The sequence below is a fragment of the Sediminicola luteus genome, from assembly GCF_002514735.1.
In the GTDB taxonomy this organism is placed as follows: Bacteria; Bacteroidota; Bacteroidia; order Flavobacteriales; family Flavobacteriaceae; genus HQA918.
Genome location: NZ_KZ300476.1, coordinates 171,388 through 188,667, shown reverse-complemented (window position 1 = coordinate 188,667; position 17,280 = coordinate 171,388). Strand labels below are relative to the sequence as shown.

The 17,280-nt window shown below is 45.2% G+C and carries 11 protein-coding genes; 8 read left to right on the top strand and 3 right to left on the bottom strand.

Annotation, left to right across the window (positions count from 1 at the left end; translation table 11 throughout):
* Positions 1–7: 7 nt before the first annotated feature.
* From uxaC to B7P33_RS00585, 3 genes are read right to left on the bottom strand one after another with little or no spacing between them, the layout of a single operon-like run.
* The gene (gene uxaC / locus B7P33_RS00595) at positions 8–1,411 is read right to left on the bottom strand and encodes a glucuronate isomerase (protein ID WP_097440030.1); all 1,404 of its coding nucleotides are present in this window, start codon (positions 1,409–1,411) and stop codon (positions 8–10) included.
* A complete protein-coding gene (gene uxuA / locus B7P33_RS00590; RefSeq protein ID WP_216359353.1) occupies positions 1,404–2,597 on the bottom strand; it encodes a mannonate dehydratase in 1,194 nt (397 codons plus the stop codon). Before uxuA ends, uxaC begins: the two co-directional genes overlap by 8 nt.
* A 28-nt stretch (positions 2,598–2,625) precedes the next feature.
* Positions 2,626–3,447, bottom strand: coding sequence for an SDR family oxidoreductase (locus B7P33_RS00585; RefSeq protein ID WP_216359337.1), 822 nt, complete (start codon positions 3,445–3,447; stop codon positions 2,626–2,628).
* Positions 3,448–3,783: 336 nt separating this feature from the next.
* On the opposite strand from B7P33_RS00585, the gene B7P33_RS00580 reads away from it, so the two are divergent.
* From B7P33_RS00580 to B7P33_RS00545, 8 genes are all read left to right on the top strand, one after another.
* Positions 3,784–4,848 carry a substrate-binding domain-containing protein gene (locus B7P33_RS00580; protein WP_097440028.1) on the top strand — a complete coding sequence of 355 codons (1,065 nt, stop codon included), beginning with the start codon at positions 3,784–3,786 and terminating at the stop codon, positions 4,846–4,848.
* Between the two features lie 184 nt (positions 4,849–5,032).
* On the top strand, positions 5,033–5,638 hold the full coding sequence (locus tag B7P33_RS00575) for an RNA polymerase sigma-70 factor (protein ID WP_097440027.1): 606 nt from the start codon (positions 5,033–5,035) through the stop codon (positions 5,636–5,638).
* A 156-nt stretch (positions 5,639–5,794) separates the two neighbouring features.
* The gene (locus B7P33_RS00570) at positions 5,795–6,904 is read left to right on the top strand and encodes a FecR family protein (RefSeq protein ID WP_245871645.1); all 1,110 of its coding nucleotides are present in this window, start codon (positions 5,795–5,797) and stop codon (positions 6,902–6,904) included.
* Between the two features lie 177 nt (positions 6,905–7,081).
* On the top strand, positions 7,082–10,288 hold the full coding sequence (locus B7P33_RS00565; protein WP_172435814.1) for a TonB-dependent receptor: 3,207 nt from the start codon (positions 7,082–7,084) through the stop codon (positions 10,286–10,288).
* A gap of 115 nt (positions 10,289–10,403) precedes the next feature.
* Positions 10,404–12,023 (top strand): alkaline phosphatase PafA, encoded by a 1,620-nt coding sequence (gene pafA / locus B7P33_RS00560; protein ID WP_097440024.1) that lies wholly within the window; start codon positions 10,404–10,406, stop codon positions 12,021–12,023.
* 84 nt (positions 12,024–12,107) lie between these two features.
* Positions 12,108–13,865, top strand: a complete 1,758-nt coding sequence (locus tag B7P33_RS00555) for a glycoside hydrolase family 2 protein (protein ID WP_097440023.1) — start codon at positions 12,108–12,110, stop codon at positions 13,863–13,865.
* A 2-nt stretch (positions 13,866–13,867) separates the two neighbouring features.
* Positions 13,868–14,845: an exo-alpha-sialidase gene (locus tag B7P33_RS00550; protein WP_097440022.1), complete on the top strand. Its 978-nt coding sequence runs from the start codon at positions 13,868–13,870 to the stop codon at positions 14,843–14,845.
* Positions 14,846–14,849: 4 nt separating this feature from the next.
* The gene (locus B7P33_RS00545; protein WP_097440021.1) at positions 14,850–17,273 is read left to right on the top strand and encodes a glycoside hydrolase family 2 protein; all 2,424 of its coding nucleotides are present in this window, start codon (positions 14,850–14,852) and stop codon (positions 17,271–17,273) included.
* The last annotated feature ends 7 nt before the right edge of the window (positions 17,274–17,280 follow it).

Here is a 17,280-nt window from a genome sequence, read left to right as displayed (position 1 = left end):
GGATGGTTTAGAAACTAAAATATCCCTTGGCGTTACCATAAGAAATGTCCTTGACCATATTTCCGATCAATTCGAGGTCTTGTGGTAATTCACCGTTTTGTATTTCCGTACCCAATAGGTTACAGAGCAACCTTCTAAAATACTCGTGTCTGGGGAAGGAAAGGAAACTACGTGAATCGGTCAGCATGCCTACAAAGCAACTAATGAGGCCCATATTGGAAAGGGCGTTCATTTGCTTGGTCATACCATCTTTTTGATCCAAGAACCACCAGCCCGAGCCAAACTGTACCTTACCGCGAACCGAGCCGTCGTTAAAGTTGCCCACCATGGTGGCCAAGACTTCGTTGTCGCCCGGATTCAGGTTGTACAAAATGGTTTTACATAGGGTGTCGTTGGTGTCTAACCTATCCAAGAATTTGGAAAGGGTTTGGGCCTGGGGGAAATCGCCAATGGAATCCCATCCGGTGTCAGGCCCCAATTGGCTTAGCATCCGTTGGTTGTTGTTCCGTAAAGCGCCCAAGTGGAATTGCTGTACCCAACCACGTTTGTGATAGCCTTCCGATAAAAAGATCTGAATGGCGGTATGGAATTTTTCCACCTCTTCCGCCGTAGGTTCAGAACCTTGTCTTTTACGATCGAAAATGGCGTTGATCTCGGCATCGGTAAACTCGGCATACGAAATGCGCTCCAAACCATGGTCCGAAACACGACATCCGTTTTGGTGGAAGAAATCGAGCCGTTTTTCCAATACGTCGCAGAGGTCGGTATAGGAGTTGATCACGGTATTTTCGGTTGCACCCAGGGCATCGATATAGCTGTTATAATCGGCATTAGCGATAAAAATGGCCTTGTCAGGTCTAAATGAAGTGCTCATTTTTAACGCGCTGTCCGATTGGGCCATGGCCTTATGGTGTTCGAGGGTGTCGGTTGGATCTTCGGTAGTGCAGACTACTTCCACCTGCATTCCGGTCAAAAGGCCACGACAGCCCATTTTGGGTTGTTGCAACTGGCGGCTGACCTCCTCGTAGATATCCGAAGCGTTCTTTTCGTTTAACAACTCATAAATGCCAAAATACCGGGCCAGTTCCAGGTGCGTCCAATGATAAAGCGGGTTACGCAAGGTTTGGGGTACGGTTTTGGCCCAGGCCAAGAACTTATCTTTGTCCGAAGCTTCACCGGTAATAAAGTGCTCTTGGATACCTGCCGTTCGCATGGCCCGCCATTTATAGTGGTCGCCATGGATCCATGCCTCGGTTATATTGTTAAAGACACGGTCTTGGGCAATATCGGCTGGCGATAAATGACAGTGGTAATCGATTATGGGTTGGTCTTTCGCATAATCGTGGTACAACTGTTGTGCAAAATCGTTTTGCAACAGAAAATCGTCGTGTATAAAAGTCGGCTTAGGCATGTTGTTGTTTTTCTAATTGTCTGGCGATACCGAGTTCCAATCCCCTGAGTTCGGCGAGACCTCGAAGTCTACCGATACAGGAATAGCCCGGATTCGTTTTTTTGGTTAGATCGTCTATCATTTGATGGCCATGATCGGGTCGCATGGGAATATGGGTGTCCGTTCTGCCTTCGGCCTTACGACGCTGTTGTTCGGCCAAAACCCGGCTTATGATATCAAACATATCGGTATCCCCTTCCAAATGGTCGGCTTCATGGAAATTGCCGTTTCCGGTCCGTTTGACGTTGCGGAGATGTAAGAAATGGATCCTAGGCCCAAAATGCTCGACCAAGGCGGGTAGGTCATTGTCCTCACGCACCCCAAGGGAACCGGTGCAATAGGTAATGCCGTTATGGATTGAGGGAACCGCCTCGAAAATAGCATCGTAATCGTCCTTGGTACTCAATATTCTGGGTAGCCCTAGAATGGGGTAGGGAGGGTCGTCAGGGTGGGCACAAAGCAAAACCCCAGCCGCCTCGGCCACGGGTACGATCTGTTCCAAGAAATAAATGAGATGTTGCCGTAGCTTAGCTGCATCTATATCGGCATAGGTGTCCAGTATTTGCTGGAAACTTGCCAAGGAATAGCCTTCTTCGGCGCCGGGTAGGCCCGCGATAATGTTTTTGGTCAATAGGGCCGCTTCATCTGCCGTCATCTTGTCGAAACGGGCTTTTGCCGCCTGTATTTCCGATTCGGAATAGTCGGCCATTGCACCTCTTCGTTTTAAGATAAAAAGTTCAAAGGCCCTAAAGGCATCCTGTTCAAATGCCAAGGCCTTGGAACCATCGGGCATGGTTTTATCCAAAGAGGTACGTGTCCAGTCGAGAACGGGCATAAAGTTGTAACAAACGATGTTTACCCCACAGGCCGCTAGGTTTTTGATACTGGTTTTGTAGTTTTCAATATAGGTTTCAAAACCTTCCGATTGTGTTTTGATAGCCTCGTGTACCGGAACGGATTCTACGACCGACCAGCAGAGGCCACTATCGTTGATCTCTTTTTTACGTTTTTCGATTTCGGCTACCGTCCAGACCTCCCCATTGGGAATGTGGTGCAAGGCAGATACGATTCCGGTAGCCCCAGCTTGGTTGATATCGGCTAAGCTTACTGGGTCGTTTGGTCCGTACCAGCGCCAAGTTTGTTCCATTTTTTCCATCTACTGTTCTTTATTTCGTTTATACCCCACTAAAGGCATTGAATCCGCCATCGATCGGTAATATCGTACCGGTAACAAAAGAAGAGGCATCACTGATCAGCCAGTGTAGGGCTCCATTCAGTTCTTCGGCCTCCCCAAAACGTTTCATAGGGGTGTTGGCGATTATGGTGTTGCCCCGCTCGGTATAGGAACCGTCTTCGTTGGTCAACAACCTACGGTTTTGGTTTCCTATAAAAAATCCAGGAGCGATGGCATTGACCCTGATTTTTGGACTGAATTTTAAGGCGAATTCCACAGCCAACCATTGGGTAAGGTTGCTTAAGGCCGCCTTAGAGGCAGAATACCCAACTACACGGGTTATGGTACGATAAGCCGTCATAGAAGAGTAATTGATAATGCTTCCAAACCCTTGTCCGGCCATATGTTTACCAAAGGCCATACAAGGAATTAGGGATCCAGTAAGGTTTAGTTTCGAAACCTTGTCAAAATCGTTCAGGTCCATATCCAAAATGGTTTGGTCCGGTCCAATAGTAGCTCCGGCCATGTTACCCCCGGCTGCATTCAATAAGGCGTCTACTTTGCCCCATTTCGTAACAATCTGTTGGGCTACCTCGGCTACCATATCGGCATCGAGTACGTTACAGACATAACCGGCCAAGCGATCGTCTGGGAAATCTAATTCCTGGGTTATTTTGTCAATATCATCCTGGGCAAGGGATAGAATGGCAACATGGGCCCCCTCGGCTAAAAGATGTCGAGCGATGGTTGAGCCCAAAACCCCGGCACCGCCAGTGATTACACAGACTTTGCCATTAATGTCAAAAGTATTGTTCGTTTTCAATATATATCGGTTTCTATAATTTTCGTGTGCGCACACGCTAAAGTATGCAAAAGCATTGGTTTGGCCAAGAAAAGGGGATGGAATATTTGTATGTAGAGGTACGGTTAAGGTCTGGTATACCTATTAATATATAGGGTGCATTTTGGGTTATTGTTTGTTTATATTAAAGGAATACGGTAGGTTTACCGGCGAAACGGATTTTGGTGGTCGTTTTCCGTATTGTAATGAAGCGATATCGCTGTCGGGACTTTCATCAAAATTGGGTTTCTAGCAAATTCTCTTAGATTTCTTTTGTTGAAAAGGGTCGGAGGATTTGGTTATACTATTGCAAGATTTATGATTACGATTAAAGAGATAGCGCAATTGGCCGGGGTTTCTCCTGGTACCGTAGATAGGGTGATTCATGGTAGGGGTGGCGTCTCTAAAAAAACCGAGGCCAAGATCAAGGCCTTGATGGAAGATCATAATTTTACGGTCAATAAAATTGCCCGTTCCCTGGCTATTAAAAAGAAATATGTTTTGGGTGTGCTGATGCCGGCCGCTTCTCGGGCGCAGTCGTTTTGGGCATCGCCGTTGGAAGGCGTTCAAAAAGCCAGTGAAGAGGTAGTAGGTTTTGGGGTAATGGTGCATACCTTTACTTTTGATCAGTCCGATACCCGATCCTATATGGATGCATTTGCCACTATGCTGGACGAAAAGCCCGATGCCATTGTTTTGGTGCCGACCTTTAAAAAGGAAACGGCCTTGTTGGTAAAACGAATGGATAGTGAGGGCATACCTTTTGTGTTTCTGAACATAGACTTGGATGCTTTTTCGAACATTAGCTATGTGGGGCAGCATTCGTATCAAGGGGGTACCGTGGCCGGACAATTAATGCAGTTGTGTGTCGGGGCGCAGGGAAAGGTCTTGATTGCACATTCCCGAACTGATCTGTCCAATTTCCATAACATTACCCAGCGTATTCGTGGGTTCCAAGATTATCTGCATTCATGTGGGGGTCAGGTTTCTACGGTTTCTTGGCAATTACCTTCTGAAATGGATGATGTGGCGCTGGCCGATTTGGAAACGATTATCGGCAACGATAAGGCGATCCGGGGCATATTCGTGCCAACAAGCCGGGTTTCTTATTTAACGAAAAAACTTTCCGAAAACATTCTGGCGCATTTACAGATAATCGGTTTCGATACCACGCCTGGTAATATAGATGCTTTAAAAGAAGGGCGGGTTACTATGTTGATTTCCCAAAAATCTTATGATCAAGGGTATAGGGCTGTAGAGTCCATGTCAGAGTACTTGTTGTATAAGCGCGAGTTGCCAGAAAAGATATTTTCCCCAATAGAGATAGTGACCAAAGAAAACGTAGGATATCTTCAGCGAAAAGCCCATGCCATTCTTTCGTAGTATTTGGTTGGCTTATTAACCTTTTCATAAACCTTTTTATCGTATTTGTAAAAAGAGGCTTTATTATTTTTGAATACCGTGTTTTTTATACGCATTTAATTTTTTTTATATCTTAACACGATTTTAAACATGAAGTAGAGGTTCGGGAAAGCTGTTCCGGGCCATGTAGTATTAGTCTGTACTTGTGATAAAGCCCCATAAAGAAATACGGTTAGATGAAAAGCTCTTCTTACGCTTTAAAGCGGGGGATCAGGGAGCATTCCGGTATTTATTTGATTCGTATTATGAAATGTTAGTTGGTTTTTGCAAACAGTTCGTATATGATGCTGACAAAGCCCAAAGTTTGGCCCAAGATGCTTTTGTGTCCCTATGGATGAAGCGGGATAAAATAAAGACGCTGGCTGGGGTAAAATCTTTCCTGTATACATCGGCTAAATGTAGCTGTATAGATTTGTTGCGACATTCTAAAGTGGTGAATCGGTATAAGGATGCCGAGTTGTACCGTCTAGAAAAAGAAATGAATCTAGAGGTGTTAAAATCGTTGGATTTCGATAGTTTGGTTTATTCCGAGATGGAAGGACAGGTGCAACGGGCTATCGCCAATTTGCCCGAACGTAGCCGAGAAGTGTTTCTGTTAAAACGCGAAGGCAACAAAAAGAATCGTGAAATTGCCGAGGAGCTTAATATTTCGGTAAAGGCGGTTGAAGCCAATATGGCGCGGGCGATAAAGGGGCTCAAACATGCGCTCTCCTATTTTGTTGGCCTCTTGCTGTTCTTGTTTTCTGTGTAGTATGTGTTAGATTATCAGCAACTTGTATTTTTATTGATTTTTTTTGACTAATCAGGTAGGGTAAACACGTTTTAAAACGTGCTTATTGTGAAGCCCGTACTTTATGTCGTGGGTTTAAGCCCTTGAAGTAGGGTAGAATAACCTGATTTGGAAAAAGTGGATATTAAAACCCATGCTTATTTAAAAAAATACTTAAACGGAACCGCATCCGAGAGGGAAACGCGTGTGGTTTTCGAGTGGTTATCCGAATCAGAGGAAAATAAATCCCTTTTCATTAAACTTAAAAAAGATGCTGTTTTAACAGGAAGCTTGGGTGCCGATAAAAAAGCCGCATGGCAAACTATCTCTAATCGAACAGCGGTAATTCCAAAAAAGAACAGATATCAAGAATATTTGAAATATGCGGCCCTACTCGTGGTGGCTCTAATCGGTGGTTTGGCCTATTGGATGAATTCAGCATCAGTGGATCTTTTGCCAGAAGACAGTATTGTATTGGAATTGGAAGATGGCACCAAACGTATTCTAGAGCCTGAAAGAAGTCGTGATATTACGAATATACATGGCGAAATCATTGGACGGCAGCATCAAGACAGTCTGCAATATGCAATCGGGGGTGAAATCGTCATGAATACACTACGCATACCCAAGGCAAAACGGTTTTATGTCAAACTTTCCGATGGTACGGCCGTGCATTTAAATGCCGGAAGTGTTTTGACTTATCCTACAGCCTTTCCTGCCAATGGTAATCGAGAGGTTTATATACAAGGTGAGGGGTATTTTGAGGTGGCCAAAGATAAAAGTCGTCCGTTTATCGTGCGTACCGATCGCAGTGAAGCCCGGGTATATGGTACGGCCTTTAACGTAAATGCCTATGCCGAAGACGGCCGGGACGAAATCGTACTGGTAGAAGGGTCTTTGGGGGTGCGTCAGGGTCTTGACGACGACGAAGTGGTGCTGGTACCAAATGAACGGGTGGTTGTTGCCAATGAAACCAAAACCGTGGCCCAGGTTTCCGTAAAATCGTATGTGGCTTGGCTAAATGGGGCACTTCATTTTGAAAACGAACCTTTGTCGGTCATACTTAAGGAGCTTGAACGGCATTTTAACGTAACCATTATCAACGAGTATGAAGCCATAGCCGATAATAGATATACCGGTACTTTCGATGTGGAGAGTCTTGGGCAGATATTGCATGCTTTTCATAAGCACCGACCCTTCCATTATAAATTCGAACCAAAGAAGAACACTATCAGGATAACACCTTAAAACAACTCAACATGAAAAACTGACCAAATGACTCTAAAAACAATCAGGGAATGCTGCAACACTCCCTGATAAAAGACAATTTAAACGATTAGGTAACATTTAAATCAATTCAAAATTATGAATAATTATCTAGGTATTGTAGGGAATACCAGGATCTTTCCTAGGATAGACTTAAAGATGAGACTAACACTGTTTCTGCTTTTTATAGCCTTATTCAAGACCAATGCGAACTCGTATTCGCAACGGACTAAGGTGTCTATGGATCTCAATAACGTAACCGTTTCGGAGGTATTCGATACGTTGACTGAGACCACAGATTTCAAATTGCTCTATATGAACGATGAAATCGATCTAAACCGTAAGGTGAGCGTCAAAGTGAAAAAGGAGCGTGTAGAAAAGGTACTCTATTTGGTATTCGCCGATACGCCCATTGCTTATGAAGTGGTAGATAAGCAGATTATACTACGTCACGACCCACGAAAAGGAATTAAGAAGGCGTCGGTCCTGCCTGCTATTTTAGAAGATGCCTTAGCGTTTCAAGAGCGGGTGTCTGGTACCGTAAAAGACGAAAACGGCGTGCCTTTAATGGGAGCTACTGTAGTTGAAAAAGGCACTAATAATGGAACCACGACGGACTTCGATGGTCGTTTTTCTATTAACGTAACCCAAGGGGCAACATTAGAAGTGTCTTATGTGGGGTACAAGAAAAAGGAGGTAGCCGCCGCAGGAACGGGTATGACCATACAATTAGATCCCGATGCCGAGCAGTTGAGCGAGGTGGTAGTAGAGGGTTATCGTGCCAGTTTTCAAAGGGCCAACCAGGCCAAGCGTAAGGCGAATAGAGTGGTAGATGTTATCTCTGCCGAAGATGTTGGTAAATTGCCAGATCCAAACATTGCCGAAGCTTTGCAAAGGGTTACCGGGGTTCAGATACAACGCGATAATGCTGCTGGCGCCTTTGTGAGTATCCGTGGTTTGGATCCAACTTTTACCAAGGTGACCATTAATGGGCAATCACAGACCGCAGCGCGTTCTAGGGCAGGGGACACCGGGTTTAATCTTTCGGTATTGGGTTCTTCGGTTGCGAGTTCGCTTGAAGTGATCAAATCGCCAACACCCGATATGGAAGAAGGTGGTGTAGGAGGTACTGTAAACATCAAAAAGCTACGTCCGTTCGATATTGGGGAGACCAAATTAACCTTGGCGGCCAAGCCGGTTTACGAAGTTGAGGCCGAGGCTGTGAATCCACGGTTCGAAGCCTTTTTTAACACCATGCTTAACGACAAGCTAGGGGTGTCTTTGAATGCCTTTTACTTTGATCGCGATTTTGAGCGTACCCGAGTACGCGGCGAAAGCTCACCCGAAACGGTAACCTTGGCCGATGGGTCGGAGGCTTTTGTTCAAGATAGGATCCGTCCGCGACTAAACCGCGATAATGATAAGAACCTTTCTTTGGCTTCTACTATTCAATACAAGTTCAATGATAAGGTAAATGCCTATGTCGATCTTACCTATGGTCGGGTAAAAGGTTTTGATACCCGTTACGATGCCGATATCCGCTACAGAACCAGTCATGTAGTGCCCAATGCGGTTGAGACCAATGAGACCGGTTTTGGTACTAGTGTTGGTTTACGCGATTTTAGGTCATTAGGTTTTGGTGGTTTTACCAACAATACCGAAGACGAATTGTTCAGTGCCGCATTAGGTTTAGATGTTCAACTTTCCGAAAAGACCCATCTTTTGGTAGAAGGCGCCCGTTCATTTAACCGTAAGACCAACGATGACCTACCTGGTTTTGGTGGTTCGCTAGGTCTTGGTGAAGGTGGAGTTTTTGACCCAACCCCCGAAAACCCAGATGATGTTATAGCGGAGCTGTCCTTTGGTAATCCAACCGGTTCTGGAGTTTTGTTTACTGATCTTTTAGGGATTCCAAGTCATGGTGACATCAACAACTATTATTTAGGTAGTAGTTTGGGTAGTTCAGGTACCCTCGAAGAGACCGAGGCCAAGGAATATTCCGTACGTGCCGATTTTACGACCAAGATCAGCGACAACTTTTTTGAGTCTATCAAATACGGTGCTAAATACACCCAAAGAACCGAAAGCGAGACCAATATTCGCAGGGAGTTGATCGATCGTACGCCTCCATCGAATGTCGCTGATTATTTGACCCGAATTACCGAGTATAATGATAATGATATACTACCAGGCTTTGAGTATTATGGTGTAAATGTGCGTCCGTTCGTAAAGGATGCCTTTTCAGATCCCTCTAAATATGTGGCCAAAACCGGTGATGCCGGCGATGAGATGTTCGCTGAACGTAAGATCTTTTCGGTCTACCAAATGGCCAATATTGGAGGTGGTGAAAAGCGGTACCGAGGTAACTTTGGTATCCGCTGGGTATACACCAATACGACTACCAAAGGTTTTGCCGCTTTTGGGGGCGACCGTAGGTTAGAGATCAATCCGGACGGTTCGGTAGACGGTTTTGAAGAGCAGACGGTAGAGAATAAGTATTTGGAGGTGTTACCAAGTATGAACTTCGCCTACGATATTAGTGATCGTTTGGTGGCCCGTATGGGTGCCGGTCGTGTAATGAGAAGGCCAGAGATACGTGAGATGAGTCCGTATTTTGAGTTACGAACCGACCGCGATGAACTAACAGATGAAGTAGTTTTGGATCCCGATAATACCGATGGTGAGGCTGGTAACCCGGAATTAGATCCGTTTGTGGCCAACCAGTTGGATGTTTCTTTGGAATACTACCTAAAAGGAGGAGGTATCATCTCTGGAGGGGTGTTCTTTAAAGACGTTCAAAACTTTATTACCGATGCCATTGAGGCACGCGATGTTCAAGTTCTAGATCCGAACGGTAACCCGGAAACCCTTAGGGTTGGTGTGGAGACCTTCGTAAATGGTGGAGGTGCGACTGTAAAAGGTTTCGAATTGGCCTATAACCAACAGTTCACCTTCTTACCCGGATTTTTGAGCGGTTTGGGTACTTCTTTAAACTATACATTTACCGATAGTGAGGCCCATGAAACCGGTTTAAGTCTCGATGGTACTTCTAAAAACTCGTTCAATGCCACCATTTTCTACGAGCAAAATAATTGGGGTGTACGTTTTGCCCACAATTATCGCGATGAGTACCGTAATGGTAACGAGTTCAGAAAGCCTATCGGACTATGGGATGGTTCTGCCTATGTAGATCTTTTGGAAGATAAGTTAAAGTTGACCTTCAATGTGGTGAATATTGGTAACAAGCCCTTCTTGGAAGATGTTTTGACCGATGATCTAAGCAGGGACTACAACGGAAGCAATTTCTCGGATTACGAATTTGCCGGAAGGCAATACCTTTTAGGTGTGATATATAATGTGTTTTAGTAGTTATATGTTTTGAGTTGAAGGCACCGGAATATTTCGGTGCCTTTTTTGTTAAGGGCCCATGGCTTTTAGGAATTATTATGTATTTTAGAACCGTGTAAAATAAACACAGAAAATGAAAATTTTAAAAACAACCCTGCTAGTTGTCTTGCTAATGGTAACAAGCGGAATAGGAGTACGGGCACAGCAGGGGCAAGACAAACCGAAATTGGTCGTGGGTATTGTAGTGGATCAAATGCGAAACGACTATTTATCGCGCTACTATTACCGTTTTACGGAAGGGGGCTTTAAGCGCCTGTTGAATGAAGGCTATCAATTTGCCAATGCGCATTACAATTATAAGGCAACCTCCACAGGGCCGGGCCATGCCTCCATATATACGGGCACCACGCCTTCGCGACATGGTATCATCTCCAATTCTTGGTACGATAAAGCCACGGAGGCCAAGGTGAATTGTGTGGTCATGGGTTCGGGGGAAAACAGTTATGTGGCCCCTTCGCGCCTAGAGGTAACCACAGTGACCGACGAACTGCGATTGTTTGGTAACCATAGGTCTAAAGTGGTTTCTATGTCGTTTAAAGATCGCGGGGCCACTTTGCCTGCTGGACACAATCCTACTGGGGCGTTTTGGTATAATCGAAAAACCGGCGAAATGGGTAGCAGTACCTATTTTATAGAGGAATTACCCAAATGGGTCAAGAAATTCAATGCCGAAAAAAGGGCACATGATTATGCTTCCAGAACTTGGGAGACCTTGCATCCGATCGAAACCTATACGGCCAGTATTGCTGATGCCAACGCTTATGAAAAAATAAAATGGGGTAAAAAAGAAGCTGCCTTTCCTTACGATTTATCGAATGACCAAGAACCTTTGAACCGTTTCACCGGCACTCCTTTTGCCAACCAAATGCTAACCGATTTTGCCTTGGCGGCATTAGAAGGAGAGCAGTTGGGTAAAGGGCAACAGACCGATTTTTTGGCCATTAGTTATAGCTCTACCGACATTGCCGGGCACGCCATGGCCCCACGTGCCGTAGAAATGGAAGATATGTATCTGCGATTGGATTTGGATATTAAACGCTTGTTAGATCGTTTGGATGCCCAAGTGGGTAAGGGGAACTATATGGTCTTTCTCTCGGCCGATCATGGTGCGGTAGATAACCCCAAGTATTTGAGCGATAACCGGTATCCGGGAGGTCGCTTTCAACGTGAAACGGCCATGCAGGTATACGAAAAGGTAGCCGCCAAATACGGTAAGGCCGATTGGTTCAAAAGTGTTTCCGTACATGAGATTTATTTAGATCGGGAGTTGATTGCAGAAAAAGGGCTTGATCTTGAGGAATTCCAGGATTTCTTGGCGAGTGCATTGCTGGAATTACCGTTCGTGTCCGAAGCCTTTACGGCAACCGAACTTAGAAAACGAAATCAAACCGAAGCCTTCGCCCAAATGATGCAACGTAGCTACCATAGCAAAAGATCGGGTGATGTGTTTACCATTATGAAATCGGGCTATTTACATGGACAGCACGACGATAGGGGCACTTCGCATGGTACGCCCTACAACTACGATACCCATATCCCGATACTGTTTTATGGCAGCGGAATCCCGGCCGGAAGTTCGGTGCGTAAGGTGTCCATTACCGATATCGCACCGACCGTAAGCATGAAATTGGGCATACCATTGCCCTCGGCGGCCACAGGTTTGCCTTTATATGAACTTTTTAAAAATTTGTGATCAATGGGTTTAACACTAAAGAAATTGTTTTGTACCCTTCCTTTTTCTGTTCCCATAAAAAAATAAACCAATAAAACCCTGATTATGACCAAGTTCGCCCTTTTGTTCGTTTCCGTTGTATTGCTCTTTCCTGCCATATGGGCACAAGAAAGTGTTGAGATTCCCATTAATACGGTCAGCCAACGGGAGCGTCAATTTTTAGATGGTATGTGGAATGTGCGTTATGCACCCTTTAATGATAAGGGTAATGCCAAATTATCGTTAGGTCCGGAAGGTGAGGCGGACCCCAATTTCATGGACCGTTTGTTGGTGCCAAAAGACTGGAATACCCAAGCTGAAAAACTGTATTATTTTGAAGGTGCGGTATTTTATAAAAGGCATTTCAAAGTAGCAAAAGAGGCGGGTAAAAAGTACTTTCTCCATTTTGGTGCGGCCAATTACGAGGCTGAGGTCTATTTAAATGGGGAAACGATTGGCAATCATATCGGTGGTTTTACACCATTTGCTTTTGAGGTGGGCGATCAGCTTAAGTCAGGAAATAACATTCTGGTAGTTCGGGTAAGTAATGTGCGTAAAAAGGAAGCGATTCCCACCCTGCGATTCGATTGGTGGAACTATGGGGGCCTAACCCGTTCGGTATCGTTGGTGGCCGTACCTGAAGTCTTTATTAAAGATTATGCCATAGGATTGGATCCCAAACAACCGTCCGTTATCCAAGGTTGGGTACAGTTGTCCAATAGCCAAGGCCAACAAGCCGTAAACTTGAATATTCCTGGTTTACGCATAGAAAAGACATTAAGGACGGATAGCAAAGGAAGGGCCCATTTTTCCGTTACTTCCAAAAAAGTAAGAAAATGGTCCCCGGAAGATCCATTCCGATATGAAGTGAACCTTACCACCGATACGGATTCCCTTACGGAAGCCATTGGGTTTAGGACTATTACCGTTAATGGTGGCGATATATTGTTGAACGGGAAAAAACTTTTCTTAAAGGGCATCAACCTTCATGAAGAAGCCCCCATGGGAGGCGGGCGAATCGCCCATGCTTCCGATGCTCGTACTTTATTGAGCTGGGCCAAGGAGTTGGGTTGTAATCTGGTACGCTTGGCCCATTACCCGCATAATGAGCTCATGGTGCGCGAGGCGGAAAAAATGGGACTCATGGTTTGGGAAGAGATACCCGTGTATTGGAATATCGATTTTGAAAACGAGGCCTCATTTAAAAATGCCGACCGTATGTTGCGCGAGACCATTATTCGAGACCGAAATAGGGCTTCTGTGGTACTATGGTCGGTGGCCAATGAGACGAGGGAGAGTGAGGCCCGTCAAAACTACCTGAAAAAACTATTACAAACGGTAAACGAGTTGGATAACACCCGCTTGACCACGGCGGCCATAGAAGCCTATAAAGTGGTAGATGGGGTTCGGGTGATCAACGATGTTATCGCGGCCGAATTAGATGTCATCGGAATCAACTGTTATTGTGGTTGGTATTTTAACAAGCCTTCGGATTGCCCCGATATGGGCTGGCAGGTCGATTTTAATAAGCCGGTAATCTTTAGTGAATTCGGTGCAGGGGCCTTACAAGGACATTACGGGGGCAAAGATGAAAAATGGACCGAAGATTACCAAGAGGAGGTATTCAAGTACAATCTTGAAATGGTAGAAAAACAAATGCCGTTTGTAGATGGTATGACCCCTTGGTTGTTGATGGATTTCCGTTCGCCCATTCGCCCGAACCGATTGATCCAAAACGATTACAACCGAAAGGGGCTTATTTCGGAACAAGGCATTAAAAAGAAGGCCTTTTATACGCTTCAAGAATACTATTCAAAAAAATAAGTATGCGAAAGACATGGTTATTTGTTTGTAGTTTATTTTTTATCGGAACTATAGCACAAGCCCAGAATAACTTGTTATCAGGACTGGAGCAGCCAATACTTTTCGAGGGCGATGCTCAAAATGCCTTTCGAGATCCTGCGGTGGTATACCATGATGGGGTGTTTCATTTGTACTTTACTTGGGTAGAGATACAAGACGATGGTAAAATCTTTAGTTATACGGCCCAAAGTAGGAGCCAAGACCTGAAAAATTGGTCCGAACCGGAGAAAATCACCCCAAAAGGGGATAGGCTTAACTATTCGAGCCCGGGAAATGTCATCCGTTTTGGTAAAGAGTGGATCTTGTGTTTACAGACCTATCCACGCCCCGGGTATACCCAGGCCGATATTCCTAGATACGGAGATGACAGTGCACGGATCTTTATTATGCGAAGCAAAGACTTGAAGCATTGGTCAGCCCCCGAACTACTTCGTGTAAAAGGGGATGACGTACCGGAATCGGAAATGGGTAGGATGATCGACCCCTATTTGATTGAAGATAAAGACGAGCCGGGCAAGTATTGGTGTTTTTATAAGCAGAACGGCGTAAGCATGTCTTGGTCAAATGATTTGCAACACTGGACTTATGCCGGGCATACCGAATCAGGGGAAAACGTAACCGTATTGGTCGAAGATGACACCTATTTATTGGTGCATTCGCCCCATAACGGTATCGCAATGAAAAGGTCGAATGACCTACAACAATGGGAAGCTTTTGGTAGCCTGATAATCTTGGGACAGTCCGAATGGCCTTGGGCCCAGGGGCGCATTACCGCTGCTACCATAGTCAATATGAAAAATGAACCCACACTAGGGAAATATCTAATGTTTTTCCATGGATCCGGACCCAAGGATGAACGTTGGTACTTCGATAACCATAGCTCCATTGGTATAGCTTGGAGTACCGATTTACAAAACTGGTCTTGGCCAGGAAAAGAATAATAATATGAAAAATAGAATTTTTGTTCTGTTACTGTTTTTAAGTGGCTTACAGCTTACCGCCCAATCGCGTCAACTCACCCAAATGGAATTCCATAAAGGGGGAATAGGTGGGATTTGGGAAGTATGGCGGCAGAATTTTCAATTGCAGTGGGATTCCGTTGCGCTGCCACATACCTACAATGCCGAAGATACGGTAGACCCTGATGTGGTCTATTATCAAGGTCCGGCCTGGTACCGCGATTTTTTAGATGTTGATAACCCACACCCCAATGGGCGTACGGTATTGCACTTTGAAGGCAGTGGCCATAAAACAGCCGTCTATGTATACGATATTAAGGTGGATGAGCATATTGGGGGCTATAATGAGTTTTGGGTAGATATTACCGAAGCCGTGTCTCAACTAAGAACCGAACGCCCCGATGTTTTGAAACGATATAAGGGAAAGATACCTTTGGCCATCCGTACCGATAATGGTCGCGATTTGGAAATGATTCCCTCGGATATGAGCGATTTCAACCTTTATGGCGGACTCTATCGAAAACTACATATAAAGTATTTACCGGAGACCAGCTTACGCAGACCCAAATTGACCCCCAGTCTTTCGGCCAATTTAAAAAAGGGCCAGTTGCGAATCGAATTGCCCGTTTATGATCCTTTGGGCAAGGGCGTATCAGAAGTCGCCCGATACCGTTTGGTCGACCCTAAAGGGAAAACAGTGGTTGAAGGTGAGGTTCGGCTGAATGATAAAGAATTTGTTTTTGCGGAGGCCAACATTAATAAGCCTATGCTGTGGAGCCCCGATACCCCATACCTGTATACTCTTAAAGTTAGCTGGCAGGGGCAGGAACGGACGGAGAAAATTGGATTCCGCACTTTTGAATTCAAAAAGAAAGGCTCTTTTTACCTTAATGGAAAACGTTTGTTGATTCGCGGTACCCACCGCCACGAGGAACAAGCCGGAATCGGTTTTGTAGATCCCGATTCCTTAATAGAGAAAGAGTTCAAACTTATGAAGGATATGGGGGTGAACTTTGTACGTTTAGGGCACTACCAACAATCGGAAAAAGTGTTGCAGGTTTGCGATTCCTTGGGTATTATGGTTTGGGAAGAAATCCCGTGGTGCCGTGGCGGATTGGGCGGGGAGACCTATAAACATCAGGCCAGGCAGATGTTGTCCGATATGATCGAGCAGCACTATAACCATACCTCCGTAATTATTTGGGGTTTGGGTAATGAAAATGATTGGAAGGGCGATTTCGAGACTTTCGAGCAAGAAGCCATCCGTGGGTTTATGTCCGAATTGAACGACTTGTCGCATCATTTAGATCCATCCCGTAAAACGGGTATCCGGCGGTGTAAATTCTGTGCCGATATTGTAGATGTGTATTCCCCATCGATTTGGGCCGGTTGGTATGGCGGTAAATTCACCGAGTATAAAGAAGTAAGTAAACGTGAAATGGAAAAAGTAGACCATTTTTTCCATATGGAGTGGGGCGGGAGTAGCCATATGTACCGTCATTCCGAAGACCCTGATAAAGGTTTGGAAGCCGTTGCCGCCACCGGTGATGCCGCCGAAAAGGATGGCGATTTTTTAATGAAAGGCGGCAAGGCCCGGGTGTCCAAAGATAGCGATTGGACCACCTCATACATTATCAACCTTTTCGATTGGACCCTGAAGGAACAGGAGACCATGCCCTGGTTAACGGGCGCGGCCACATGGATTTTTAAAGATTATAGCACTGCGGTTAGGCCGCGCAACCCACTGCCGTATGTAAACCAGAAAGGGGTGGTCGAACGCGATATGACCAAAAAGGAGAGTTATTACGTGTTTCAATCGTACTGGACTGAAAAACCCATGTTGCATATCTATGGCAGCACCTGGCCCATTCGTTGGGGTAGCGCCGATGAAGAAAAACTGCTCAAGGTGTATTCGAATTGTAAAACGGTAGAGCTGTTCTTGAATGGGAAATCCCTGGGAAAACGAAAACGGGATTCCCAGAATTTCCCAGCGGCCGGTCTTCGTTGGAAAACCCTGTTAAAGCCCGGTAAGAATACCCTAAAAGCCATAGGCTATGCCAAAGGCCAGACTCTGACCGATGAGATAAGTTTTGAGTATGAAACCCGGCAATGGGGTAGCCCATCTAAAGTGGTGCTAAAAGAAGTAAAACGCCAAGGGGATAAGGTATTGGTAGAAGCCCAGGTATTCGATACCCATGGGGTGCCCTGTTTAGATGCCAAAGAATATCTACGCTTCAATAGTATTGGAGGGGCTATCTTAATCGATAACCAAGGTACCTCCGAAGGTTCCCGTTACTTACAATTATACAATGGCAGGGCCCGTATTTGGGTGCGTTTGGCTAAGAAAAACGGAATTGTTAGTGCCCAAACAGGTACATTAGAGACTACATTCCTTACTTTAGAGCCTTAAACCAAAA

What these genes read in the sequence shown, in the direction of transcription:
- uxaC (WP_097440030.1), bottom strand. Translation starts at nt 1,411, where the DNA reads ATGCCTAAGCCGACTTTTATACACGACGATTTTCTGTTGCAAAACGAT.
- uxuA (WP_216359353.1), bottom strand. Translation starts at nt 2,597, where the DNA reads ATGGAACAAACTTGGCGCTGGTACGGACCAAACGACCCAGTAAGCTTA.
- B7P33_RS00580 (WP_097440028.1), top strand. Translation starts at nt 3,784, where the DNA reads ATGATTACGATTAAAGAGATAGCGCAATTGGCCGGGGTTTCTCCTGGT.
- B7P33_RS00565 (WP_172435814.1), top strand. Translation starts at nt 7,082, where the DNA reads ATGAGACTAACACTGTTTCTGCTTTTTATAGCCTTATTCAAGACCAAT.
- pafA (WP_097440024.1), top strand. Translation starts at nt 10,404, where the DNA reads ATGAAAATTTTAAAAACAACCCTGCTAGTTGTCTTGCTAATGGTAACA.
- B7P33_RS00555 (WP_097440023.1), top strand. Translation starts at nt 12,108, where the DNA reads ATGACCAAGTTCGCCCTTTTGTTCGTTTCCGTTGTATTGCTCTTTCCT.
- B7P33_RS00550 (WP_097440022.1), top strand. Translation starts at nt 13,868, where the DNA reads ATGCGAAAGACATGGTTATTTGTTTGTAGTTTATTTTTTATCGGAACT.
- B7P33_RS00545 (WP_097440021.1), top strand. Translation starts at nt 14,850, where the DNA reads ATGAAAAATAGAATTTTTGTTCTGTTACTGTTTTTAAGTGGCTTACAG.